The organism is Psychromonas arctica, assembly GCF_038155225.1.
In the GTDB taxonomy this organism is placed as follows: domain Bacteria; phylum Pseudomonadota; class Gammaproteobacteria; order Enterobacterales; family Psychromonadaceae; genus Psychromonas; species Psychromonas arctica_B.
This window is the reverse complement of record NZ_JBAKBA010000001.1, coordinates 185587-212490: the sequence shown is the minus strand read 5'-3', so window position 1 is coordinate 212490 and position 26904 is coordinate 185587. Positions and strand designations below refer to the sequence as shown.

Below are 26904 nucleotides of genomic sequence, written 5' to 3'. Positions count from 1 at the left end.
AGACGGGGTTATTTATAAAAATAAAGATACGCCAGATCCTCTATTGCCTTTTTAATTAATGAAGAAAATAAAAATATTAAATTGAACATAAATCATTATTTATCAGAATAAAGGTCAAATACAAAAGGAATAACATGTTAATAAAACGTAAGTTTTTCATCGATGGTAAATGGATTGACCCAGCCCAAAAAAATGATCTAGAAGTACTAAACCCAACAAATGCACAGCCAATTGCAGTTATTTCGATGGGGCAATCCCAAGATATGGAGCTAGCAATTGAGGCAGCTAAAAAGGCATTTCAAAGTTATAGCCAAACGAGCATTGAGGAACGTCTCACCTTATTAGAGCGATTACTTAAAATTTATGAACGTCGTTATGATGAGATGGTACAAACAATTACTTTAGAGCTTGGTGCACCTGTCACCATGAGTACTGAGCAACAAGCACACACTGGTTTAGGTCATTTAGAAGGTTTCATTGCAGGATTACGCCAGATAAAAACGCGAGAAACCCTACCTAATGGGGATATTATTTGTAGAGAACCTATTGGTGTTTGTGGACTTATCACACCTTGGAACTGGCCAATAAACCAAATTGCTTTAAAAGTTATTCCTGCACTGGCGACAGGTTGTACTTGTGTATTAAAGCCAAGTGAACAGACTCCCCTCAATGCAATGCTTTTTGCTGAAATGATTGAAGAAGCAGGATTCCCAGCAGGAAGTTTCAATCTAGTTAATGGAGATGGTATATCGGCAGGTGCAGTACTTTCTAAGCACAAAGATGTCGATATGGTTTCATTTACAGGGTCAACAAAAGCCGGAATATCAATCAGTAAAAGCGCTACGGATACAATTAAAAGAGTAACTTTAGAACTCGGTGGAAAATCTCCCAACATTATCTTTGATGATGCAGATATCGAAGCAAGTATCGTGCGTGGAGTTCAAACTTGCTTTCTTAATTCAGGTCAATCCTGTGATGCTCCGACTCGGATGTTGATCCAACAATCTGTGTATGAAAAAGCAACTCTTATTGCAAAGTCTGCTGCAGAAGCTGTCCTAGTTGGAATGCCGAATGAAGAAGGTGATCATATCGGACCATTAGTCAGCCAAGTACAATTTGAACGAGTTCAAGATATGATCAAAAAAGGCATCACTGAAGGAGCTAATTTACTTGTTGGTGGCATTGGCAAGCCTGCTGGATTTGAAGCAGGATATTTCGCCAAACCAACTGTATTTTCAAATGTAACGAATGAGATGAACATTGCTCGTGAAGAAATATTTGGTCCCGTACTCGTTCTTATTCCATTTGCAGACGAACAACAAGCAATTGAGATAGCAAATGATACAGACTATGGTTTAGCAGCCTATATTGAAACAAATGATATAAATCGAGCTGAACGTGTTGCTACTCGTTTACGCGTAGGCATGGTGCATATTAATGGTGGGCCCCATCGTTATGGAAGCCCATTTGGAGGGTACAAATATTCTGGAGTTGGTAGAGAGGGAGGTGTGCCAGGCTTAGAGGACTTCCTAGAAATAAAAACACTTCATTATCCAGATTAAAGGCTGAAATAATCGATTACTCAAAAACACATAATATCTTGTAAAACCTATTTAACCTTAGTTATCTTTCATGTGATAACTAAGGTTGTGCAAATAATCATGTTCTAACACAGTTATTTGTGCATCAAAGAAATATCCAAATATCGAGTTGTTAGATAATCTGAATTAAGCATTAACGAGTTGATTTTGATAATCTAAAGCAGCAGTTGAGATTTGTTTTACTATAACCTCAGGAGTAGCACTTGATGCAATGTGTGGTGTGATAAAGACATTATCCAAATTTCTTAATTTACTTTGACTCGACAACGGTTCTGTTTTGAACACATCTAATATAGCGCCACGTAGTAAGTTTTTAGACAATAACTCAACCAAATCTTCTTCAATGACATGATCACCTCGGCCACAATTTATTAAGCTAGCAGTCATTGGTAACATCGATAAAAAGGATTGATTTAAAATACCTACTGTCGCTGTATTTAAGGGCAGTAAGTTAACGAGTATATCCAACTCTCCAAGCATATCAGGTAATGCATCATCGCCATGAACACTATGCACCCCTTCAATATGTTTTGGGCTTCTCGACCACCCTGACACTTGATAACCCATGGAAGCTAACTTTGTAGCAACAAAGCTACCAATCTCCCCAAGACCTAATACACCTACTTTAATATTTTTTGTGTTACGTTGTGGAAGTGGTTGCCAAACCTTAGTTTTATCGGCTTGATTATATCGATCCATATCTCGCTGATAATATAATACACCCCATAACACATACTCAAACATCCCTACTTTTTGATCTTCATCGATGATGCGTCCAACCTTCAAACCAGATGATAATAAATCACCTAAGTTATCTTCTCCCGCACCAACAGAATGTAAAAATTCAAGTTGCGGATAATCTGTTAACAATGAAGATGGCGGGTACCAGCAAGCCGCTACTTTTGCTTGAATTGCTAACGGGTGAGTGGGTAATACCCATTCAACGTCAGAAGCAACTTGAGGTGCGCATTGCAATAGATGTTCAACAAGCTCAGCATCATTTATTGCGATTAATATAATAGGTTTCATGGTTATTAATCCTTGTATGACGGGTCGATTCGATCTAGTTTTCTTAACCAGGCATCCCATACTATTTGTCGTTCATAGGCGACTTTTTTAAATTGCCCTGATACATATTGGGCGAGTTTATCCGGAATAACTTCAATCGCGGAAACGCCTGACATTTGTGCAGTAGCTAATTGGATCTCACAGGCTTTATTCAAATAAAACATGATTTGAAAGGCATCCGCAACTGTTTCTCCAACACTTAATAAACCATGATTTTTTAAAATTAATGCCATATTATCATCCAAAGAAGCTTGAATACGAGAACGCTCTTCTAAATTAAAAGCAACACCTTCGTAATCGTGATAACCAAGCTGTTCATAGAACTCTGCACTAATTTGGTTAACATTTAACAAACCACTTTCGCAAGCTGCAACCGCCATCCCAGCTAAAGTATGGGTATGAATAACACAATGAGCATCATCGCGAGCAGTATGAACCGCACTATGAATAGTAAAACCTGCAGGGTTATATTTAGCATCTCCACTAATAATTTTACCTCGCACATCTACTACGATTAAATTACTCGCAGTAATTTCATCAAACATGAGACCAAAAGGATTGATCAGGAAACGCGGTTCACCTTTACCAGGCAAACGAACTGAAAAATGAGTGTATAAAGTATCTTCCCAGCCAAACATAGCTGCTAAACGATAAGCTGCCGCCAAATCAAGGCGCAATTTTTTTTCTTGTGTATCCATTAGCTTATTTTCCCCATAAATTCTTTAACACGTTCAAAACCTTCCATATTATTTGGATTTTCAATGATATCAATTGGACTAGCATCAACTTGTATAACCCCATTTTCCATCATGATCACTCGGTCTGATACTGATAATGCAAACTCCATTTCATGTGTCACAATAATCATAGTCATCCCTTCTTTAGCTAAATCTTGGATTACTTTTAATACCTCTCCCACCATTTCAGGATCTAAAGCAGAAGTAGGTTCGTCAAATAACATAATGTCAGGTGACATGGCTAAAGCACGCGCAATAGCAACACGTTGTTGTTGTCCACCAGACAGTTGATGAGGATATTTATAAGCATGCGCTAACAAACCTACACGATCTAATAAAAATAACGCTTGAGCTTCAGTCTCTGAAACCGAGTCGTTTTTCTCATGGTAGTTAGGTGCAATCATAATATTTTGTAAAACTGTTTTATGGGGAAACAAGTTAAACGATTGAAAAACCATACCAATACGTTTGATCCCTTCGAAAACAGTACGCTGATTGCTTAGTGCTTTTGGTTTAATGAAATCTTCCCCAAATAGCACAATTTCACCACCATCAATTTTCTCAAGATCATTAATTGTTCTAATCAGTGTGGTTTTACCTGAACCTGATGGCCCAATAATACTTAGTACTTCACCAGGTTTTACTTTAAGATCTATACCTTTTAATACTTCATGTCGACCATATGATTTTTTAATTTTTTGTAAAAAAAGTGCATTAGGCACCCCTTTTTGCATTGGATCTATCGGTGTATGAGTAACGGCTATAGATTGCAGCCTTAACACCTCACACTCTTCATCGGACAACGCTTCAGGCGAGCGTAATGAAATATCCATTTTTCTCTCTGCCCAATGTAGAATCGAACTAAAGATAGTAACAATAGCAACGTAATAAACCGCAACGGCTAATAAGGTTTCTAACACTAAGAAGTTTTGCGAATACAGGCGTTGTCCGACTTGTAATAATTCAGATAATGAAATGGCAGAGACTAATGAACTGAGCTTAATAATAGTAACGAATTCATTGACCATAGCTGGCATTGATACACGGATAGCTTGTGGAATAATAATGATGCGTTGCACACCTAAAAAACCAATGCTTAAGGCATGGCCCGCTTCTTTTTGTCCTTTAGCAACAGAGACTAAACCACTACGATGAATTTCTGCCATATACGCGGCTTCTGTCACCACTAAACTGACTAAACCAGCAAAAAAAGGCACACCAAGATAAGGTCCTGTTGAAGGGAATAATTGCGGCATGTTGTAAACAAACACTAATACGACTAATAACGGTACACTACGAAAAAACCAAACAAATACTGAGGATGGTATCGATAACCATTTTTTTTCAGAAAGCTTTCCGCAGGCAACTACAAAACCAAATACAGCCCCAAAGCTCCACGCTAAAACACTCAAGATAATAACAATGACACATGCTTCGTAAAAAGCAGACATAGTAAATAATGAAAAAAAGTATTCCCAATCTAAACTCATAAAAACTCCTCGAAAGCGAATAACTTTCTGCACAAACTATTTGCTAAGAAACAACAAAAGAAGCTATGGCAGGATAGCCATAGCGATTAAAAATTATTCAGTGATCGGTATTAATTCATATTTCGTAATCAACGCTTGGTAAGAACCATCAGCTTTAATCTCTGACATTGCTTTTTCTAATTGCGCTTTTAACTGATCATTTCCTTGCTTAAGGTAAATACCCAGTGTTTGTGGGAAAACTAACGTTGTTGAAGAAATTTCTACACGCTCTCTTGTACGTTGAACCAACATTTGTGCAGCACCCGCAATTTCCATCTGTGCTTGTATATTTTTTGACATCATTGCTTGCGTTGCTTCTGGCGCTGTTGGAAATTCTTGAACAACAATCGGCGGTAAATCGTTTGCAACACAATAAGACTCGGACAGTTCATGCAATGTTTTAACCCACGTAGTACCTTGTTGCAGGCCTACCTTTACACCACATAAATCTTCACCTGTTTTAGGTTGAATATCACTGCCTTTAGCAACCATTATTGAAGCTCCTGTACGAGCATAAGGAATCGCATCTGCTTTTTTAAGACGATCTGGAATGATATACATACCTGAAATTACAGCATCAAATTTATTAGAGGCTAAGCCCAAAATCAATCCCGTAAATTTATTATCAGTAAACCCATATTCAATACCCATTTTATTGGCTAATAATGCGGTTAATTCAGGATCGAATCCTACTACTTTGTCACCGTCATAAGACTCAAAAGGAGGATAAGTAATTTCCATTCCAACATTGATTTTACCTTCAGTTAATGTACTAGCCGCTAAAGCACTTGTACTGCTAACCCCTATTGCTGCTGCAATAAGTGTTGATGTAAGTAGTTTTTTTGCCTTTTCCATAAGTATTATCCTTTTGATTTAATTAAAATATTTTATTGTGTTAAGTATTTATTTTATTAAATATTATTGTTGCTTTTTGAAATGACCAAACATGTTAACTCCTGTCGCTCGTTCAGGAAGTAATAACTCCCCTTTTGCTACTTTTTCACGTAAATACCGATAAGTTTGTAAAGCCTGACTGTACATATGCTCACCAATACTGAGTTCTTTGTATTCATTTTTGCCATCGTCAAATTGCGGTAATGGTCTGACTAAGGTGTCGTAATCGCAAGCAAAGAAAAGCGGGAAAGAATAGCGCTCATGTGCCACTTTTCGAACACGATGTGATGTGGCAACAAACTTACCTGCTGTGAGCACTTCAAGCATATCGCCAATGTTAATAACAAAGGCTTCTTCATCATCAATTTGCACTGGTGGCGCATCTATCCAAATGCCATCGTCATTCAATACTTCTAAGCCAGGTTGATCTGACAATAACATAGTGAAACATTCGTAATCCGTGTGCGCGCCAATACCAGGACGATCCAGCACCTCTTTATTGAATGGATAATGAATTAATCTCAGCTTTGCTGGTGGGCAAGTCACCATGCTTTCGAAATAGTTTTCTTCTAACCCTAACGCCAATGCAAAACCTGAAAACAGTTTTCTACCGAGACCAAATACGGTGTTGTAATAAGCTAAGATAGGTTCTCTAAAACCGGCTAATTCAGGCCACTCATTTTCACCAATTAATGGCGTATTATTCAATACATACGGGTTATCTTTTGGTGCAGGAAACCCAACATCATAAGCCTCTTTATTATCCGGTTTACCCGTACCATAAATTTCTTCACCTTCAGGTACGAAACCTTTATGCGTTTTAGAGTCACCAATATAATGTTGCATTTTTGTCGTTAGTGGTTGGCTAAAAAACTGCTTAGTAGCTTGCCGTAAGGCAGCAATTTGTTCTTTAGGAACGCCGTGCCCTGTGACATATAAAAAGCCAACTTCAGCAGCTGCTTTACCCATTTTATCTGCAACCGCTTGGCGCTCTTTTATATCTGTACTGAATAATCCCGATACATTGATAACAGGAATACTAGTGAATGCTGGCTTTATATTACTCATCGAGCACCTTTCAAGTTATTAATTGATGATACATTTTGCTGAAATAGAGAATAATGTGACTGTTCTTCCTCTGCCATCCAATCATTTAATGACCATAAGTCGGCAACGGGGACGTTAGTAAAAGGAAGATGATGCAAGTAGCCGTCAGGCCCAAATTCAGTTGTCATGGTCGTTACATTACGGCCTTGAGATTGATGTTCAGACCAAACTTGCTCCCATACATGTTGATGATATTTTAAAGCCGTTTGATATTCAGGTGCTGCAGGATGAGGGACTTGTGCACCTTGGTTATAACCCACACGCGCTTGAATATGAAATACACGTTTCAAAAAAGCAAAGAGATCATCTTCAGGTTTATCGAGTAGACGTTCACACACTAAGATCCAGTGGCTGATATCTAGGGTAAACATCATATCAGGCACTAGTTCCATCAGCTCAAGTGTTACCCAAGGGCTATAAAGAGATGTACTGCGATGGGTTTCAAAGCTACAGATCACGTCGGCCTGCTTCGCAATAACCAGTGCTTTTGTGAAAAACTCAACCTGTTTTGCCATTGGCCAACGATCATTACCTGCTAATACATTCACAAACTTCGCACCCAGTTCTTTTGCATAAGGCAACTGTTGCTCAAGAAGCTGTAAATGATCCGCAACCGTTTTACTTTGGTCGGGAATGACGTCGCCGCCTGTAAAAATAATGCCGATATAATCTAAGCCAGTTTCTTCAAGTGCTTGTTTAAAAGTGGTTCTTGATTCAACATCTAGCGGCACTCTACCTTCTACGCCTTGAAAACCGGTTTTGCGCAACATAGAGGCTAGCGCTGTAATGGGCTCTTTAACACCCCATAATGTGCGATATAATGCTAATTCCATTGCGACCTCCTTGACGGGAATTTCACTTATTACTTTTCGTCTCTTTTCAAGGCTTGGCACATGCAGTGCACACCACCGCCACCTTTTGTGATCATAGAGATATCAGGGTCAAACACAGTTAAACCACGAGCGTTACATTGGTCTCTCAGCGTCAAGCTATCTGAAGGAATAAGCACCCTTTCGTCGCCTAACGACACAATATTACAACCTAATTCCATGGCTTCTTTATAAGGAATATCAATAATATCAATGCCTTTTCCTTTTAACCACGTCAGTAAACTCTGTGGTGCAACGGCGGTACAAACAGCAGCCAATTTTTCAGCTACCATGACACATTGCACATCCATATGTAAAAAGTGTGGGTCAAATTTTATGCCTTCAAGTTCCCACCCTTCTTTTTCAAACCAACCTTTTACTTGGTTCATACCCGCTTCATTAGTACGTTCGCCAGAATAACCACACAGTGCCACGCCAGGTTCAATAAGCATAAAATCCCCCCCTTCAAAGTTACCTGCCGTCACCACATCAAAAATCGGAATATTCTGTTTTGTATAAAACTCTAAAGCAGTTAGCCATTCAGTTTGTCGCCAAGGGCTATACATTTGGCTGATTATCGGTCCCCAAGGAGTCATAACGGATGAATCCCTTGCGTAAATCGAATAAGGTTGTTCTTTCTTTGCATTCAAAAAATGCACATTCACACCGGTTTGACGGTAAACATCCAGCATTTCATTATATTGTGCCTTAGCAACGTTCGCGTCATATCGCTCACCCGCTTCCATATGTCGTCGAGAAGTTGAGTTACCTGAGCGCCATTCAAAATGATCAACAGGCCCGATTAATACTTCTTTCAAACGTCCGGTTTCAGACGCAATGCCCCAGTCAGTCAAAGCAGTTGTTCCACCATTACTTTGACGACGACTTAATAAGCTTTCCATATTTATCATTCCTTTTCTTCTGTTAATAAAATCAAACTATGTAGTAATACATTGGCGCCTGAAACTAAGTGCTCTGGTTCAACATGCTCTTTTTCGTTGTGGGAGATGCCATCTTTACAGGGAACAAAAATCATTCCGGTTGGCCCTAACGTTGATAAATAAACAGAATCATGACCAGCACCAGATACAATAGGCATCGCATTCATGTTCAATAATTCTGTAGCCATATGGATGACATCAATGCAACGTAGGTCAAACTCAATAGCAGGTGACTCCCACAGCAACTCAACATCTGAATTGAAAATTGAGGGAACTTGATTGCACAGCTCTAGCACTTCTTTTGACATGTTATCTAAGGTTTTTTGAACAGGATGTCTTAGGTCTAAAGAGAAAATAACATGCTCAGGTACTGTATTTGTTGAAGATGGGATGGTCGTTAACTTACCAATAGTGACTCTAGCCTGTTCCCCGTACTCAGCGACTTTATCGTATATATTGGGTAATATTGCCATCAATGCTTGAACAGGATCTTTACGCATCGACATCGGTGTTGGCCCAGCATGTGTTGTTTCACCACTTAGCGTAATTTGATACCAGTTCATCCCTTGCACACCCGTCACGATGCCAATACTTTTTTGCTCGGCTTCAAGGATAGGACCTTGTTCGATATGCAGTTCTAACGAGGCAAAAAATGGAAATGCTTGGCATAACTCAGTGCCATTTTGACCACTTGATATTAATGCATCATGGTAAGACACACCTTGGTCATCAAGCGATTTATAAATATCAGATTGCTTTAATTTACCCGCAAATACACCGGACCCAGACATAGCTGGTGTAAAACGTGAACCTTCCTCATTACTCCAAACGACTATCTCAACTGGATGAACGAGTTTCTTTTTTTGATCATGAAGCGTATACATCACCTCTAACGCAGCTAACACACCATAAACTCCATCAAAATTACCGCCTGATGGTTGGGTATCTAAATGCGATCCCATTAATACAGGTAACTTGGTGGAGTCGGTTCCTTCAAACCGAACAAACAGATTCCCCATTGAATCCAACCGAGCAACACCACCAATGGCATGGCACCATGTTAAGAACAATTCTCGCCCTAAACGGTCTTCTTCAGTTAATGCCTGTCTATTACAACCACCATTACTTTTCGCGCCAATCTTAGCCATTTTGCTAATAAAGGAGAGTAAACGGGCAGTCTTAATTTGAAGTGCTTTCATGTATTCTCGCTACGTTTCTGATTCTTAAAACCATAGTAGCGAGTGGGTATTAGCAGTACTATTACTCAATTGTGGTATGGACAGACTTTATTGAATTATAAGTTTGGTTTTAGGTTCACAATGTCATCGAATATCTTCGCTAATAATGCCTGTTGAGAATTTACATTCAGCTTATTGTAAATATTTTTGCGGTGTACACGCTCCGTTTCATAGGAGATATCCAGCAGCCTAGCAGCAGCTTTACTAGAGTGGCCACGGATAAGTAATAACGTAACATCGTGTTCTCTTGGCGTTAAAACATCCATACCAAACTGCGCAATGTACTCTTTAATTTGAAGGTGAGAATGGCGCTCTGGGAGATGTTGAGTTTGATCATGCTTTTTAACAGCAGAGCTAAATATTGGGTATAACTCTCTTAAGTTTCCTAAAACACGATCACTAAATTTAGAAAGTGATTTGGTTCTTCCTAAAGACAATAGGTACACATTGTTATCTTTCCCTTGAACAGAAAAACACGTCTCATCAACTAATTTAGATTGGCGAAAATAATTTTCATAATAAGCACTGTGATAAAAATCGTCTGGCACGATTTCATCTAACGTCACAAAACCTTCTTTGCCTTGATTGACCCCATAATCATAAAAAGGACTTAATAAATAAGCACCTGCAAGGTAACGCTCCCATACATCGAGCTCCTCATTTGCAAAAGAAGAACTTAGAACAGTAGGCGATTTATCTGGATGATAAATTAATATGACATAATCATCAAAACTGGCAGCTGACTTTAACAAATAAGTTAACTTATCAAAAAAGGTAGGTTCTCCAATATTTAAGATTAAATCTGCAATGCCATAGGTAATCATATTATTAAAGCTAAGATGTTCTTTAAGCATAAATTTTCTCATTATTTCGTGTATCTATAAGTTAGCGAATTGTTTGACAAAAGTAGATCTTCCATATGGAAGATATCATAAAGAGGACAATGAGTTGATGCTGATATGATGATATAAATAACAACTCGATCGATATACATCATCGTTAATGTTTGTACAGATTAAACTGTATTGATTATGAAAATAGGATTAAATAAAAGATTTATAAACAGAAGTTTCAGTTATAAAAAACTTTCTAATACTTACCAAAAACACCACTTCAATAAAAAGCGCACTGTTCATTTATTCATACTTTTTAGATATATGATTGTTAGCTTGTTGAATGACTTTATTAACATTGAAGTCTCTTTCAAAATCTGTTGATTGTTGTTTTTATCCAATGAATAAATTAGCTACTTGTGGCCGCTCTAGTAACTTCTTTAAGCAAACAACATAAATGCCACCATCTTCTACCGAGTGTTCAAACAAAGGAACCAATCGACCGTTAGCAATTTCTTTTGCCACCAATGCATGCCTACCTAAAGTCACTCCTTGACCATTAATAGCCGCCTGAACAATTAAATCGACCTGGGTAAAGCTATAGCCATTATTAACACTGACACCTTCTATGTTTAATTCGGATAACCATCAAGACCAATAGTCCTAAATTTTGCCTGAGGCAGAGAGTCATGTAATAAGATCGTTTTATTTAAATATTCTGGTTTTTTTAATAGATCTGGACTCGTGACGGGATAGATATAATCACGAAATAATAACGATTGAGCCATGCTAGGTTGTTCTGTTATACCAATCTGGATAAATAAATGGTCTATTTAGGCGTTAGGGAAAATGGATGCTAGCAAGGCGTTGATTGCAGTAACTAGTTATTCTCATTACAAAATCAACAACGAAGCTAGCATTCATTTTAACAAGCATAAATGACTAGATAATTAGTTAAATTGGTATTACACCATGACAAACTTCAATATCAACCTCTTCATTTTGAAAATTAGGTTCAGAAAAATTAGCGGCGAGATTAAGATCAATATCAGGATACTCTTTATGAAAATGGTTAATGCCTTGTATTAATCAAGGACTAGCAAAAGCAGTTATACAATAGACTTCAAGTTAACTTACCTTCTTGTGTGATTAATACCGATAATAGTTGGATATGACAACTTATTGGGCAAAGCCAACTAAACGCCTTAACCGAAGTTTAATATGCAATTAAATCAGTCCCATTCTATAAATGAGTTATAACTTGCAAACCTATAATATTGAGTTTGTATAAAATGCTGATCAACTCGAAGTAAATCACCCAACATGCACTAAAAGCTCATTAGGTTACCCGTAGGATAAGAACAACGTCATTTACTTTTGTTATTTCTGTATGAATTGATACGATAACTTACATCGATTAAGGCCTTTGTTTACGGTTATTTACAGCAAAGCAAAAACGAACTATTTATCGTCAGGGTTTTGTTGTAAATAGGCTTTTTTAGCCAAATGTTGGTTTTGGGTACTATCAGTCATTTTTACTTTGTAATGTAAACCTGCCTTCCCTAACATATGGGCAGCGACGGGTGCCGTGATCAATAAAAACATCGTTATTAATACTTCTTTTAAGTTTACATGGCCAAGTTGAACGCTGAAAAATATCATTGATGCCACTAAAATACAGGCAACGCCTAGCGTACTGGCTTTAGTTGGCGCGTGTAAGCGAGTAAAGTAATCAGGGAGTTTTGCTAAGCCAATAGAGCCGATTAGCATCACAATGGCACCAAATACTAATAAAACACTTACCACCACTTCTAAAAATACAGTCATTTTCTTCCCTTATTCAATAATATCGCCACGTAATAAGTACTTACAAAAAGCGGAAGTACTTACAAAACCAAGAAGCGCAATCAATAATGCACTTTCATAATAAATGGCAGAGCCTTGGTGGAGTCCTAACAAGATGATCAGTGCAATACTATTTATGTACATAGTATCAACGGCAATGATTCTGTCTGGTGTCGTGGGACCAATGATTAAACGCCAAGCATTTAAGGCCAAAGCACAACAAATTAACGCACAAGCAATCAGTATAGCGACACTTAACATCCGAAAATCTCCTTTAAAGGTGCTTCATAACGTTCTTTGATAAGTTTAATTAATGCCTGCTCGTCTTCAAGATGCAAAACATGCACATATAACCACGTCCTATCATCTGACAATTCAACACTCACCGTACCCGGTGTTAATGAAACACTACTGGTAAAAATAGCGAGTGGCACAGACTCTTTAATATCCAAAGGCACTGCAATGAAAGCAGGCTTTAAAGTGCGATTATGTTGTAATACTCGCTTAGCTACATCGTAATTAGAGACAACAATGTCAATTAATAAACGAAACGTGTAGGTCACCGCCTTGATAGGTTTTTTTGCGACTGCGGCTTCTTCACTCAGTGGGGCAACAATCCAAGGGATAACAATAGCAAACACCGCCCCTAACACCATATGCCCACGACTAAAGTCATGCAAAATTTGCCACACTAACCATAATAGTATGCTGTGGTAAGGGGTGGGAAACCAAACGAATTTGCGAACTTTATCCATTATTTAGCGACCTCGTTAAGTTGTTGTAAACTCAAACCTGCTTTAAGTTGCTCTGCAGCCAATTGCGTATAGTCACTTACTGGTCCTCCAAAAATAACCATCAAAGGTAGTATCACGACCAATAAACCAATGGCTAAATATTGAAGTGGATGACCTTTTAGTGCACTAGTATTTTCACCATTGGTTCGCCAAAACAATGAGGTACCGGCACGTGATAAGGCGATTAAAGCAATCAATCCTCCCACTAGTATAATTGGGAAAACCCACATTGCCTCACTTGCGTTGGTGACTGACTGTAAAATCAATGCTTTACCAACAAACCCCGATAGTGGCGGCATACCAATTAAAGCGATGGCTAATAAAGCAAAAATAAAGCCCAAAACACCTGCTTGTGGCATTGCTCTAGCGGCAACAAAACGGTCTTCTGCTTGACCACGTTGTTGTTGGATTAATCCTGCTAACAAGAACATAGCAGCACAAGCGATTGTACTATGTAGTAAGTAATAAATTCCTGCTGAAGTGGCCTGTACTGTGTTCAAACTAATGGTCACCAGTAGCGTACCGACGGATACGATGACCAAGTTACTACAAAGCACCCGCAAACTTTTACTCGCGAGTACTGCAATCGCACCAATAGCAATAGTTAATAAAGCAATCGGCCACAACCACGGTAAAGCGATATTTGCGAGCTCGCCGGCTTGGTCACCAAATATCACACCATGTACCCGCCAAATACTATAGATACCCACTTTGGTCATAATCGCAAATAATGCAGCGACTGGAGTACTTGTCGTCGAGTAAGCTTTGGGTAACCAAAAGTGTAAGGGAAGCATCGCAGCTTTCAAGCCAAAAACAGCCAATAACAATAAGGCCCCTGACTTGGCAATCAGTAATTCGTTGCTGGAGAGCAATGGAATTCTATCAGCCATATCAGCAAAATTAAGTGTCCCTAACGTGCCGTACAACGTGCCTAGTGCAAATAAAAATAGCGATGAACCAATTAGGTTAAGAAATACATAATGAATATTAGCTTGTGTCCGTTGCTTGCCCCCTCCGTGTATCATGAGAGAGTAAGACGCTATTAATAATACTTCGAAAAATACAAATAAGTTAAACGCATCACCGGTTAAAAATGCCCCGTTAATCCCCATCAGTTGGAACATAATGAGTGTGTGAAAAAAGGCGCCTGTTTTATCTTCTCCGGCACTCGCGTACATGGTGACCGCTAAGCCTAAAATAGCACTTAAACAAACCATTAATACTGAGAATAGATCAGCGACTAATACAATGCCAAAAGGAGCGGACCAATCACCAAGTGCATACACTTGAATTCCTTGAGCCTCAACTTTGAATAGTAGCGAAAAGGCAACCACGACCATTAAAATATTAGCGGTAATGCTCACTACACGTTGTTTGCTTAAGGAGTTACTTAAACCTGGAAAAAGCAGAGCAACAGCCACAAAAAAAGGTATTAATACTGGGAAAATAACTAAGTGGTCAAACAAACTCATTAGGATTTATCCTCAGCTAAAGGGTCAAAAGGTTCTATGCCATCGACGTGGTCACTGCCTAAGTCTGCGCGTCCTCGCATGGCTAAAATCACAGCAAAAGCGGTCATGGCAAAGCCAATAACAATCGCTGTCAGTACTAACGCCTGTGGTAGAGGATCTGCGTAATTTTCACTGCTGCTGAGTACTGCAGGTGCGCCGATGGTTAGTCCACCACTGGCAAATAAAAACAAGTTAACCGCGTAAGACAATAAAGTAAGCCCAATAACTAAAGTAAAAGTATGACCACGTAGCATTAAAAAGATGCCACAGGTACTCATGAAGCCGACACAAACTGCATAGACTAATTCCATTATCTTTCTCCTACTGTGAGTCGTTCTGTTGTCGTTAACTTGCCTAAGCTCGCTAATATAAGCAATGTCGCACCGATCACGGTGAAGTAAACACCGATATCAAATACCAATGCACTAGCAAGCTCGAATTTACCTATCCAAGGTAACGAAACATATTCAAACCAAGAGGTTAAGAACGGTCTATCAAAGATCCAACTACCTAAGCCAGTTAATCCAGCGATCGTTAGTCCAATCGCGATCATATAGTGATAATTCACACTAACTCTTTTAGCCATCCAATCAACACCGTGTGCTAAATATTGTTGAATTAGCGCAATCGAAGTAATCAAACCAGCAATAAAACCACCGCCAGGTAAGTTGTGCCCACGCATAAATATATAAGCTGAAATAAGCAAAAATAGTGGCAACAAACTTTGCGAGACAACCGATAATAAGACAGGGTATTTATCTTTGGCCCATAGTCGCCCAGCGTAATCTTTAGTACGCACTGATAAACGCATGCGAGCAATTAGCTTGTGAATACCTAATGCAGCAATCCCGAGTACCGTTATCTCGCCAAAAGTATCAAAACCACGGAAATCAACCAGAATAACGTTCACCACATTGGTTCCGCCACCGCCTGTTTTCGCATTAGCTAAGAAGAATGCAGAAATACTATCCAAAGGATGGGTCATTAAAGCAAAACAAATACTACCAATAATACAGCCTATGAATGATGCAACGGTCAAGTCACGTACAAAATGACTAGGACGACTTTTACTCGTTGGGGTTTGCTGAGGGAAAAAGTAAAGCGCCAGCAATAACAAAATAACCGTTACAATTTCTACCGAAAGTTGAGTAAGTGCTAGGTCGGGAGCAGAGAAGTAAGCGAAGGTTATCGATACCACTAAGCCAACTAGCGACAACATTAATAACGCAATGAGACGGTAATGACTCCAAATAATGGTGGCGAGCGAACCTGCAATAATCAAAATAGCAGCAACAAGCACAGCACCATTGATAGGTGTACCGGGCAAACTTCCTCTCGTTGTATCGAGATCAAATAAAGGCGGTGCGATCAGCAATAAAGCGAAGAAACAAAGACAAAAAGCATAGCGCTGTAAAGAACCGTTCTCCAATTTCATGGTTATTTTTTGCGCCCACGCTACAGAGGCCTGAATACAGCCTTCAAAGACCAATTTTGCATCAATATCCGGGAACATCCCTGAAAATTTGAATAGATGTTTGCGGTTCAAGTAAATAGCTACACCACCCATTGTTGCCATTCCACTCATGAGTAAGGGAAAGTTAAATCCATGCCAAATGGAGAGACTATATTCAGGTAGCGCATGATTAAACACCGCTAATGACGCACTTTCTAGTAACGGACCAATAGTGTAGTTAGGAAAAATACCAACCAGTAAACAAATCGCCACTAAGATTTCCACGGGAACACGCATGTAACGTGGTGGCTCGTGTGGGGTTTTAGTTAAGCCTTTCGGCTCACCGTTAAAGAAAACATCATGAATAAAACGCAGTGAATAAGCGACAGAAAAGGCAGCAGCAATCGTCGCTAATACAGGAATTAACCAAGACATAGAGCCTAAAATGCTTTGTTCTAAGGTTTCAGTAAAGAACATTTCTTTAGATAAAAACCCATTTAGCAAAGGCACACCGGCCATCGATGCAGAGGCAACCATCGCTAATGTCGCGGTGATAGGCATGTATTTCCATAGCCCATTAATTTTACGCATATCTCGCGAACCAGATTCATGGTCAATAATACCCGCAGCCATAAATAATGAAGCTTTAAAAACAGCATGATTCATGATGTGGAATATTGCAGCAATCGCAGCGAGCTCAGTATTTAAACCGAGTAGTAATACGATCAAACCAAGGTGACTGATGGTCGAGTAAGCTAATAATCCTTTTAAATCATGTTTGAATAATGCAGTGTAAGCACCCAATAACATAGTAAATAAACCTGTTAAAGAGACCACTACAAACCACGTTTCTGTACCCGCTAATACTGGGTAAAAACGTGCCAATAAGAAAATACCCGCTTTTACCATAGTTGCTGAGTGTAAGTAAGCACTGACCGGCGTAGGCGCAGCCATCGCATGAGGTAACCAAAAGTGGAACGGAAATTGAGCAGATTTAGTAAATGCACCAATTAAAAATAAGCTTAAAATAGCTAAGTAATAAGGACTTTGCTTTACTAATTCTCCACTGTTGAGGACAACATCTAATTCGTAACTGCCGACGACTTGACCTAGTAGAATGATCCCGCCCAATAACGCTAAACCACCAGCACCGGTTATAGTAAGCGCCATTCTAGCGCCTTTACGTGCATCACTATTATGTGACCAAAAACCGATTAGTAAAAACGAGCTAATACTGGTTAATTCCCAATAAAACCAGAGTTGCAGCATGTTGTTTGACATAACAATACCGAGCATGGCCGTCATAAACATAATCAAATAACAGTAAAAACGTCCTATATGGTCTTTTTCAGATAAATAGTAACGCGCATATAAAATAACCAGTAGACCAATCCCCAAGATCAATATACTGAATAATGCAGCTAAACCATCAAGCCGAAATGATAACGACAAACCTAATTGAGGGATCCACTCAATGCTCTTGCTAAAAGACTCCCCAGCCAATACCGCTGGTAAATCGAGAAAAATCAAGCAAAGCGCTAAGGCTGGTAACAAAGCTGTAGCCAGCGTACAGGCGCTACGATTAAGTTTATTGGCGAGTAAGGGAACGATAATCCCGAACATGGGTAAAAATGGCACCCAGAAATAATGCATTTAAGCGAAGCTCCGTTAGCTAAGTGGTTGGTATTCCCCACCACGATAGTGATTAATGAGAACAAAATCAACGTCTTATTATGTCGAAAGATCCTAAGTCATTGATTATGAAACATTTCTATTTTCATGCTTAAGTTATAATTCAAATAATATTTTTACTACGTTGATTTTTGGGGCGGCTAATGCTTACTTTGCCTCGATACCCCCCAATAAAGTGTATTGATGACTAAGGACGTTAAGGTCAACAGCATTGTTTTGAATTATCATTAAAGTTAACATTTTTTAGGGCGTGTTGATCTTTGATGCTCAATAATTACTCTGCATGCATAGGGAGGATATTGTCAACTTATCGAGCTGAGCCGAGTAAATTTGACTAAACACACCTTAATCTAAATTTTGGACACAACTAGCCCTCATCCATTCAGAAAAGGCGCGATCACGAAATTCACGGTAGTGCTTAGCTTGCATTAAATGACGCCCAAAACGAAACAGATTATTTATCACACCATGGCAACTCAAAAACCGTTGAGCTTGTCCGTGAAATTTAAACTTCCTCATTTGCCTTTCTTGTTGCCGAGTGGGCTAATGCACCTTGCTTGAATAATACTAACCACATCCATTATTTTCATACTGAACGGTCGTGTGTTCGACACTTGGCACGAGCTCTTTTTTTACAGCTGAGTAGCTTGCTAATCTCTCTGTCACAATCTTCAACGACGCCATTCCCTGCCTTATTCAATAATCGCTTAAAGAAACGCATGGCAGCTCTTTTATCCTTGCGTTTTTGCACCAAAATATCTATTTCATCACCATCTTACTCTACGGCTCGCCAAAGGGTGTGCAATACACCATTAATCTTAATAAAAACTTCATCTAGATACCAAGTATCTCCAAGCTGGCCACGGCTATTTTTTATTTGATTACAGTAGATTGAGCCATATTTTTTACACGACTGACGAATCGTTTCATAACTGACAACAATACTGCGTGCTGCAAGTAATTCTTCGATATCTCGAAAGCTAAGTGTAAAACGATGATAAAGCCAAACTGCGTGGCTAATAATTTGGGTAGGATAGCGATAACCTGCGTAGATATTTGAATTTTTCATACATCGATTATCGCATGTTTTTTGAAAGAGGCCTTAACTTGACTGTACCACTCTAAGATACCTTCGATAGATTCCTTATGGCTTTGACCCCATTCAATGGCTTTTTCATTAAACCAAATGACAGAAAACTCTTTTACTGTTGGTGCATCAGCACTGTTGAATTGTTGTGATGCAGTTTTTTTCGTTCGTTTAGATCATCAAATAATTGAACCTTCTTGCTATTAATAAAATATTTAGGATATTGAAAATTCCCTAATAAGATCTCCGCTTCAATCGTTTTTAATAAACAAGTTAAACGTTTAGCACTTGTATTACTTAATTGTGTTTGTTCACGACAACGTTGATTCATATAGCGAAAATCTGCAACAAGCTTTCCATTTCTTAAATTAATTGATCCCATTATTACATCACATTCCAATTATCAGCTTGGAAGGCTTGCACCCTACCCAATACTTAACCTAGCCAAAACAAAGAATGCCTATAAATAAAGGCTTAGAGAGTTTTTTTTGCAATTTGAATTTAAAACCAATTTAGCCCATATTAAACCGACATATAAACTTATGGTCACAATAAAAAGAACACTTTTGATACTATTTTTTTGATGAGAGCGTCATCGAGCTCCCAAATAGCAATGAGTTGGTCAAGATTTTTTAAGCAAATTACAGTAGATATTGCCATATTATTTACACCTCTGCCAGATCGTCTCATAAGTAACAACAATTCCCCCAACTATCAGAATTAGGAATAAAATTACGTATTATTATTCATTATGATGCCTAGGTGGACATTTAGCCCAACCTATTAAGCCGAATACTTCTTCATCGCATTTAATTAAGCCGGAAATATAATCCACTGCTTCAAAGCTGATTCTGTTTTACTGCATTCAACAAGGTTTAGGGCGCGTTTAACCCAAGGTCCAGCTTCTTCAAGTTCTGGATCAACAGCAACACAATAATTTTGATCACTATCTAATCTTAACGTTTTGTCAGCGATTTTATAAACAAATTTTTGATGTGGATGGTCACTACAATCTAGTAAAGCAAATTCTGATTTGCCTTTGGCAATTAGAACTTGCATACACACTCCCTCAAAAGCATAAGAGCTAATTCTTTTAGTCATTGGGTCATATTCAAAGCGAACATCATGGCCAGGATCATTTCGTGGAGCATCTTTCGCTGTTTTTGGTTTACATGTATGAGTTTGCATTAATTCAGATTTACCAGCTCCGTAGGTATCAATACAGAATCCATACCCATTAGGCTCATCCATATTATCGCTAAGCGCTATGTAGGGAGCTTCTGTTGGTATAGTCGGCTCTACAGCTAAAGTACTCCCAACAAATAAAATAAATACCGAGATAATTGAAGTTTGCAAAATTGAATAATTCATATGTTTCCTTAAAGTAATAAGTGACTGATACACAGTCTGTTTAGATATTTCATTGTAAAAGCGACCTTGCAAACCGCTTTAAGCTAGGCTGTTAAATTAAATTAGCTATTCCAAAATAACTGTAACTTAGGTTTAATCATTAGAGACAAGACAATAGATATCACAACTCCAATAGGTAATGCAGTTAACAAAACGGAAAACCACATAGTAATAAATTCATTAACATTAGAAGCGATAGTTAAATGCCAAGTTGTCACACATGCCATAATACTTTCCATAATAAGCGCCATACATAAACCGAAAATAAAATTAAACTTCATTTCATTTATATTTTTCGGCAATAGCCGAACAAGTGTTTTATTCACGAGAATTGAAATAAAGCTACCTAAAGGAGCAATGCATAAGACACATAATGCAAACGAAGATAACCAAGCAGAAAAAAAACCTTCAATAAAACCTATGCTACGCCAAGTCATAGCAAAGGTAAGCATTCCACCAGAAATAATAACGATGGAAGCAATGAGTCCAATTTTATAATAGATTTTTCCCACTTTATTCCTTTAATGCCCTTAAGTTTTATATACACTTTAAAAACTTGAAGCCTATATTTCATTGTTCGATAGCATAAAGATAGTAATGGCTTACTAAGCAACATAATAGAGCCGATTTTGGGAAGGACTTAACCAGATATGGGACAATGACTCTTTATCTTATACAAATAAGTTGAATATTTTTTGTTAAAAAATAACATAAAAAGCCTTTAACAATGGCGTGAAGTTAAACTTTCCCATTGTTATTTTCTTTAATAAAGACTTAAAAAGAACTGAATATAATGACCATTTAACACTTTATAAAAGTAAAATAATCAGTCCATTTTATTCTATTTATCCGTTTATAACTTATTGCTTAAATTGTGTTATAAACTCACGAACACGTTGTGCATTTTTACCTCGATCGCTACGCCCGATACGAGAATGAGAGCGAATGTCAATGAGGCTTCCCGTTGTTGCTGATTGAATTCGAATAACAACATCATCTTTAAAATCAAATGCAATCGTTGAAGCTACTGCTTCTATTATTCCTGTATTCACATCTTGAGATACAATGTCCCAATTCATCGTTTCAGCAATATCCAACGCGCGTTTAAAGGCACTTTCTCTTGATAACGATGACGGGATTGATGTGATATCTGGAAATAATTCTTCCTGTCTTTTAGCGGCTTTCACACCAGGGTATTTAAGCGAATTACTTTTTGCAGGTCGCAACGAAGCCACTGCATCAAATAAAGGAGGATTTACGGTATCTGTAGAAATATCATTAAGTGGAGCACCCGGAACTTTTTTTTCTGGTTGAGTAGTCGCATAATGAGCAACAACAGGAATCAAAACCAAAATAAGCGCGAATCCACTTTTAATAAACGAGCGCTTATCATTACGAGATAAATAAAAAACAATCAATCCCGCAATTAAAACCAACACTCCAGCCTGTACGAGATAACCAATTGCAGTAAAGCCAGCTCGAATGCCAAACCAATTACCTCTCACACCAAAAATAGAAATAATAATAGAACCTAAACAAATTAGGCTTAATAATAAAATCACATTGGATAATAATTTACAGTTTCTTTCTAATAACATGCAAATTCCTTTTAATAGCTGCAATGGTAGTAATAAAATTTATTAAGCATTTCAATGATTGACACTTAAAAATCTATTTTTAGAGGTTAATACCTACTTTTATTTTTCAATTAAGCCTGCTGAAATATCAACCAAATCCTGCTCTGTTAACATTCCTACTGAAGATTTAAGCGTTAATATGTTGATAATGTAATCATATCTAGCATCTGCAAGATTTTTTTCAGAGTCATACAAACTTTGTGTTGCCTCTAAAACATCAACAGTAGTGCGAGTACCTACTTCATAACCTGCTTCCACGGCATCAAGTGCGCTTTTTGATGAAACAACTGTTTGTGTATACGCTTTTATTGAACTGATTGAAGCGTACACATTGCTATAACTACTACTAATTTCTGTCGAAATCGTTCTATATGTTTCAGTGAATTTTTGGCTAGCAATCACATAATCGTATTGTGCTTGTTTAACTTGTGATGTGACTTGTCCACCAGCGTACAAAGGAACATTTAGTGTTAGACCAATTATTGCACTCGAAGAATGACTGTCACTATTAGCTGAATCATTATCATATTGTGTATCATCATAATCTAGCGAGCCAGTTAAAGAGAGAGTTGGTTTATGGCCTGCTTGCGCCAACTCAATATTCATTTTAGCAATATCCTTTGCAATACGTTCACTGTGTAAAAGTAAGTTGTGCTCAAGTGATTTATTACGCCAGAGTTTTATATCCCCCTCTAACTTCTGTGGAGAAAATGTTTCTATATTAAGAAAGGCAATATGGGAAATATCTTCTCCGGTTAACTCCTTTAATATGTAATAGGCATTAAGTAAATCATTCTCTGCGATGATTTCATCAGCAATAGTACTATCAAACTCAGCCTGTGCTTCATGCACATCAGTTATATCAATCAATCCGACGTCAAAACTTTGCTTTATTTGATCTAATTGACGCTCAACAGCACGCTTATTGGCTTTTACTGACCTAACCGCTTCGCCTGCTCGTAATACATCAAAGTAAGCCGTTGCTGTTCTCAATATCAAATCTTGAGCTGCATATTCATAATCTACAGCATATTGCTGTGCTTGTTTTTCAGCAATATTCAGGCTCTGCCAATAGGAGCTATTGTATAAGGATTGGCTCAAAGAAAGCGTTGCACCGTAATTAGAATAGGTTGTACCTGTATTATCATTACTGCTGCTATTATAACCCGCTACATCTGCTGACAACGATAATTGTGGCAATAAAGCACCAGTCGCTTCTGAGATTTTTTCTGCATAAAGGTCATACTCAGCTTTACTCGTTAAAATAGTAGGATCTTTTATTTTCGCTGCTTGATAAACTTCTAATAATGTATCGGCATAGGCTGTATAGCTAAAGCCTATTAATGCGATGACTGGCAAAAGATAAATTCGTTTTAAAGGCATGACTGTTGGTCCTGTTAGGCAATAATAAATAGGTAAAGTTGATTTATCTAAATAGGCTGAATAATTTAATGTATCGCCCCTGATGTTCACAGGGGCATTAAATAATTCAAGCTTAGAATAATTATTTGATATCGGTATTTTTTGCTAAAAAAGCAGTGCTATCTTCTTTATTGACATTAAATAACTTACAAATTAAGACAAAGAATAATGGAGCAAAATAAACAACGAGTATCGTTGCTAAGATCATTCCGCCCATAACAGAAGTACCGATCGCATTTCGAGCATTAGAACCAGCACCAGTACTAATAACTAACGGTGTAACCCCTAAAATAAAAGCAAGTGACGTCATAATGATTGGTCGCAATCGTAATTCGCACGCTTTTATCGTCGCCTCAAGTAAACCCACTCCTTTTTCCATTAACTCTTTTGCAAATTCAACAATCAAAATCGCATTTTTAGAGGCTAAGCCAATGGTTGTTAATAATCCCACTTGGAAATACACATCATTTTCTAATCCACGAAGCATAGTCGCAGCAAGCGAACCCAATATACCTAAAGGAACCACTAAAATAATCGCGATAGGAATCGACCAGCTTTCATATAGTGCAGCAAGACACAAAAAAACCATTAACACTGATATCCCATATAAAATAGGCGCTTGACCACCTGACTCTATTTCTTGATAAGACATGCCAGTCCAACTAACTTGTACACCAGCGGGTAATTCACTAACAATGCGTTCGACTTCGTCCATTGCATCGCCACTACTATAACCAGCTGCAGCACCACCTAAAATTTCAACGGCAGCATTACCGTTATAACGCTTTAACTGAGGAGAACCTTGCCCCCAATGCGATGAACTAAACGCAGAAATAGGCACCATCTCATTATTATCATTACGCACATACCATCGATTCATATCCTCTGGAGTCATACGGTATTGAGCTTCAGCTTGCATATAAACTTTTTTGGAACGGCCTCTATCTATGAAATCGTTTACATAGGCAGATCCCCAAGCGATAGATAAAGTATTATTAATATCATCGATATCAAGCCCAAATGCTTTTGCTTTCTCATAATCTAAATCAAGATAGAACTGCGCGTTATCTTCTAAACCGTTAGGCCTAACACCGCTTAAAATAGGACTTTGAGCAGCTTTCCCCAGAAACTGGTTACGAATTTCAATCAATTTATCGTGTCCAATTCCCCCCACATCTTCAAGATAAAAGTCAAAACCAGTTGCTTGACCCAATTCTCGAATTGCAGGAGAGTTGAAGGCAAACACTGAGGCTTTTTTATAACCGGAGAAATACCCCATACTACGACCAATAATCGCATCAACTCCTAAAGCTGGATTAGTTCGTTCAGACCAGTCTTTTAATTGAAGAAACGCTAAGCCTGCATTTTGGCCTGTACCAGAAAAATTAAAACCAGAAACAGTAAACATATCTTCTACTGTATCTTGTTCATTTTCTTCATAATAAGCCTGTATATCAGCCATTACTTTCGTTGTTTCTGCCAATGTAGAACCATTAGGCAGTGAAGCCATTACCATAAAAGATCCTGAATCTTCATCCGGTAAAAACGAGCTAGGTAAGTTTGAATACATCCAATAACCACCACCAAGTAATAACAAATAAAGTAAAACAAAGCGGATAGGACGTACTAATACTTTTTGTACAGAAGCACTATAACCAGAGAGATAACGGTCAAATATAAGATTAAAGTATCTAAATAGAGCAATATTTGACTCTTTATCCACAGGTTTAAGCAAAGTAGCACAAAGTACAGGCGTTAATACTAAAGCAACTAAGACAGATAAAGTCATCGCCGAAACAATAGTTAATGAAAACTGTTGATAAATAACCCCCGTAGAGCCAGACATAAATGCCATAGGAATAAATACAACGGCTAATACTGTTGTCATACCAATCAAAGCACCAGTGATTTGACCCATTGATTTTTTAGTGGCTTCTAACGGAGATAGTTTTTCCTCATGCATTATACGTTCAACATTTTCAACAACAACAATCGCATCATCCACTAGCAACCCTATCGCTAGCACAAGACCAAACATGGTTAAGGTATTTATGCTAAATCCAAGTGCATACATAATGGCAAAAGTACCAAGTAAGACGACAGGCACAGCAATAGTAGGAATAAGTGTTGCTCGTAAATTTTGTAAAAATAACAACATAACAAAAAATACTAATACAATGGCTTCAAAGAGAGTGTGTACAACCTCTTCAATAGATAAACGGATGAAAGGATTGTTATCCATCGCTTTTTTAATTGCTAACCCAGCTGGGAAATTTTTTTCTAATTCAGCTAACTTAGCATCTACAGCATCTTGCGTATCTAAAGAATTAGCTCCAGCAGCTAGCGTAATAGCAATACCTGATGTGCCTTGCCCATTAAAAAGAGGTGCAACCGAAAAGCTTTCACTACCCAACTCAACTTTAGCAACATCCTGTAAACGTATTTGTGAACCATCTTCATTTACTTTAATTAATATATTTTTGAATTCATCCACTGTCGATAATAGACTTTGTGCTGTGATCGTAGCATTAATCAACTGAGTATCTGTTGAAGGTGCACCACCAAGCTGTCCAACCGTCACCTGAGTATTTTGAGCAGAAACCGCGCTATAAACATCAGAGGGTGTAAGATTATTACTATTTAATTTAGCTGGGTCTAACCATATACGCATTGCATAAGAAGGGCCGAAAACAGAAACACTCCCTACACCGCTCACTCGACTAATAATATCTTTTAAATTTGAATTAGCGTAATCCTGAATATCCGCAGAACTCATCGATTTATCAGGAGAATAAATAGCCGTTACCGACATAAAGCTAGATGAACTTTTTTTCACTGAAGTTCCCTGCTCTTGCACTGTAGAAGGCAAGCTACTTGTTACTGTTTGTAAATTATTGGAAACTTGAACTTGCGCTATGTCAGGATCTGTTTCAGCACTAAAAGTCAGTGTAATTGAAGCGCTACCTGAAGAATCACTAGTAGACGACATGTATAAGAGGTTATCGAGACCAGTCATACTTTGCTCAATAACTTGTGTCACACTATCTTCCACGGTTTTAGCTGAAGCACCTGGATAAGAGGCACTAATAGAGATAGATGGCGGTGCAACAGTTGGATATTGTGCAATAGGTAAGCTAAATATAGATGCAATACCTGCTAGCATGGCTACAATCGCAACCACCCAAGCAAAAATAGGTCTATGAATAAAAAAGTTCGACATTAGATTGTTCCTATAG

24 protein-coding genes and 2 pseudogenes are annotated in these 26904 nt (G+C 38.1%); 1 reads left to right on the top strand and 25 read right to left on the bottom strand.

The features are described 5' to 3' along the window. The first annotated feature begins 134 nt into the window (after positions 1-134). Entirely contained in the window at positions 135-1562 is a 1428-nt protein-coding gene (locus tag V6255_RS01035) for an aldehyde dehydrogenase family protein (protein WP_341626467.1), read from the top strand. Between the two features lie 165 nt (positions 1563-1727). Here V6255_RS01035 and V6255_RS01030 read toward each other — a convergent pair whose 3' ends face one another. From V6255_RS01030 to V6255_RS00915, 25 genes and pseudogenes are all read right to left on the bottom strand, one after another. Beyond that, positions 1728-2630, bottom strand: a complete 903-nt coding sequence (locus V6255_RS01030) for a glyoxylate/hydroxypyruvate reductase A (RefSeq protein WP_341626466.1) — start codon at positions 2628-2630, stop codon at positions 1728-1730. Between the two features lie 5 nt (positions 2631-2635). Beyond that, positions 2636-3367, bottom strand: a complete 732-nt coding sequence (locus V6255_RS01025; protein WP_341626465.1) for a class II aldolase/adducin family protein — start codon at positions 3365-3367, stop codon at positions 2636-2638. Next, a complete protein-coding gene (locus V6255_RS19275; protein WP_425355894.1) occupies positions 3367-4140 on the bottom strand; it encodes an amino acid ABC transporter ATP-binding protein in 774 nt (257 codons plus the stop codon). Before V6255_RS19275 ends, V6255_RS01025 begins: the two co-directional genes overlap by 1 nt. A 105-nt stretch (positions 4141-4245) precedes the next feature. Then, positions 4246-4857, bottom strand: a pseudogene (locus V6255_RS19270) (amino acid ABC transporter permease); the annotation flags it as partial. A 132-nt stretch (positions 4858-4989) separates the two neighbouring features. Then, positions 4990-5790 carry an ABC transporter substrate-binding protein gene (locus V6255_RS01015; RefSeq protein ID WP_341626463.1) on the bottom strand — a complete coding sequence of 267 codons (801 nt, stop codon included), beginning with the start codon at positions 5788-5790 and terminating at the stop codon, positions 4990-4992. 63 nt (positions 5791-5853) lie between these two features. Continuing rightward, positions 5854-6897 (bottom strand): isopenicillin N synthase family dioxygenase, encoded by a 1044-nt coding sequence (locus V6255_RS01010; protein WP_341626462.1) that lies wholly within the window; start codon positions 6895-6897, stop codon positions 5854-5856. Further along, entirely contained in the window at positions 6894-7769 is an 876-nt protein-coding gene (locus V6255_RS01005; RefSeq protein WP_341626461.1) for a sugar phosphate isomerase/epimerase family protein, read from the bottom strand. Before V6255_RS01005 ends, V6255_RS01010 begins: the two co-directional genes overlap by 4 nt. 29 nt (positions 7770-7798) lie before the next feature. Continuing rightward, entirely contained in the window at positions 7799-8707 is a 909-nt protein-coding gene (locus tag V6255_RS01000; RefSeq protein WP_341626460.1) for a dimethylarginine dimethylaminohydrolase family protein, read from the bottom strand. A gap of 5 nt (positions 8708-8712) precedes the next feature. Continuing rightward, positions 8713-9945, bottom strand: coding sequence for a M20 family metallo-hydrolase (locus V6255_RS00995; RefSeq protein WP_341626459.1), 1233 nt, complete (start codon positions 9943-9945; stop codon positions 8713-8715). A gap of 95 nt (positions 9946-10040) precedes the next feature. Then, complete coding sequence (locus tag V6255_RS00990) at positions 10041-10838, bottom strand: helix-turn-helix transcriptional regulator (protein WP_341626458.1); 798 nt, start codon at positions 10836-10838, stop codon at positions 10041-10043. A gap of 372 nt (positions 10839-11210) precedes the next feature. Beyond that, positions 11211-11447: a LysR substrate-binding domain-containing protein gene (locus V6255_RS00985; RefSeq protein WP_341626510.1), complete on the bottom strand. Its 237-nt coding sequence runs from the start codon at positions 11445-11447 to the stop codon at positions 11211-11213. Positions 11448-11449: 2 nt separating this feature from the next. After that, positions 11450-11605: a hypothetical protein gene (locus V6255_RS00980; protein WP_341626457.1), complete on the bottom strand. Its 156-nt coding sequence runs from the start codon at positions 11603-11605 to the stop codon at positions 11450-11452. Positions 11606-12278: 673 nt separating this feature from the next. Continuing rightward, positions 12279-12644, bottom strand: coding sequence for a Na+/H+ antiporter subunit G (locus V6255_RS00975; RefSeq protein WP_025563324.1), 366 nt, complete (start codon positions 12642-12644; stop codon positions 12279-12281). Between the two features lie 9 nt (positions 12645-12653). After that, positions 12654-12923: a K+/H+ antiporter subunit F gene (locus tag V6255_RS00970; RefSeq protein ID WP_341626456.1), complete on the bottom strand. Its 270-nt coding sequence runs from the start codon at positions 12921-12923 to the stop codon at positions 12654-12656. Next, positions 12917-13417 carry a Na+/H+ antiporter subunit E gene (locus tag V6255_RS00965; protein ID WP_341626455.1) on the bottom strand — a complete coding sequence of 167 codons (501 nt, stop codon included), beginning with the start codon at positions 13415-13417 and terminating at the stop codon, positions 12917-12919. Before V6255_RS00965 ends, V6255_RS00970 begins: the two co-directional genes overlap by 7 nt. Then, positions 13417-14928: a monovalent cation/H+ antiporter subunit D gene (locus V6255_RS00960; RefSeq protein WP_341626454.1), complete on the bottom strand. Its 1512-nt coding sequence runs from the start codon at positions 14926-14928 to the stop codon at positions 13417-13419. The genes V6255_RS00965 and V6255_RS00960 overlap by 1 nt, the downstream gene beginning before the upstream one ends. Further along, positions 14928-15278, bottom strand: a complete 351-nt coding sequence (locus V6255_RS00955) for a Na+/H+ antiporter subunit C (RefSeq protein WP_341626453.1) — start codon at positions 15276-15278, stop codon at positions 14928-14930. The genes V6255_RS00960 and V6255_RS00955 overlap by 1 nt, the downstream gene beginning before the upstream one ends. Beyond that, a complete protein-coding gene (locus tag V6255_RS00950) occupies positions 15278-18073 on the bottom strand; it encodes a monovalent cation/H+ antiporter subunit A (protein ID WP_341626452.1) in 2796 nt (931 codons plus the stop codon). Before V6255_RS00950 ends, V6255_RS00955 begins: the two co-directional genes overlap by 1 nt. A 384-nt stretch (positions 18074-18457) precedes the next feature. Beyond that, positions 18458-19181: pseudogene (locus V6255_RS19265) on the bottom strand (IS6 family transposase). 133 nt (positions 19182-19314) lie between these two features. Then, complete coding sequence (locus V6255_RS00940; protein ID WP_341626450.1) at positions 19315-19581, bottom strand: Arm DNA-binding domain-containing protein; 267 nt, start codon at positions 19579-19581, stop codon at positions 19315-19317. A 431-nt stretch (positions 19582-20012) separates the two neighbouring features. Next, the gene (locus V6255_RS00935; RefSeq protein ID WP_341626449.1) at positions 20013-20570 is read right to left on the bottom strand and encodes a hypothetical protein; all 558 of its coding nucleotides are present in this window, start codon (positions 20568-20570) and stop codon (positions 20013-20015) included. 101 nt (positions 20571-20671) lie between these two features. Further along, positions 20672-21121: a DUF2798 domain-containing protein gene (locus tag V6255_RS00930; RefSeq protein WP_341626448.1), complete on the bottom strand. Its 450-nt coding sequence runs from the start codon at positions 21119-21121 to the stop codon at positions 20672-20674. A 348-nt stretch (positions 21122-21469) separates the two neighbouring features. Continuing rightward, on the bottom strand, positions 21470-22207 hold the full coding sequence (locus V6255_RS00925; protein WP_341626447.1) for a DUF1499 domain-containing protein: 738 nt from the start codon (positions 22205-22207) through the stop codon (positions 21470-21472). Between the two features lie 99 nt (positions 22208-22306). Next, positions 22307-23629, bottom strand: coding sequence for an outer membrane channel protein TolC (gene tolC, locus V6255_RS00920; RefSeq protein ID WP_341626446.1), 1323 nt, complete (start codon positions 23627-23629; stop codon positions 22307-22309). 121 nt (positions 23630-23750) lie between these two features. After that, positions 23751-26888 carry an efflux RND transporter permease subunit gene (locus V6255_RS00915; RefSeq protein ID WP_341626445.1) on the bottom strand — a complete coding sequence of 1046 codons (3138 nt, stop codon included), beginning with the start codon at positions 26886-26888 and terminating at the stop codon, positions 23751-23753. Positions 26889-26904: the final 16 nt, after the last annotated feature.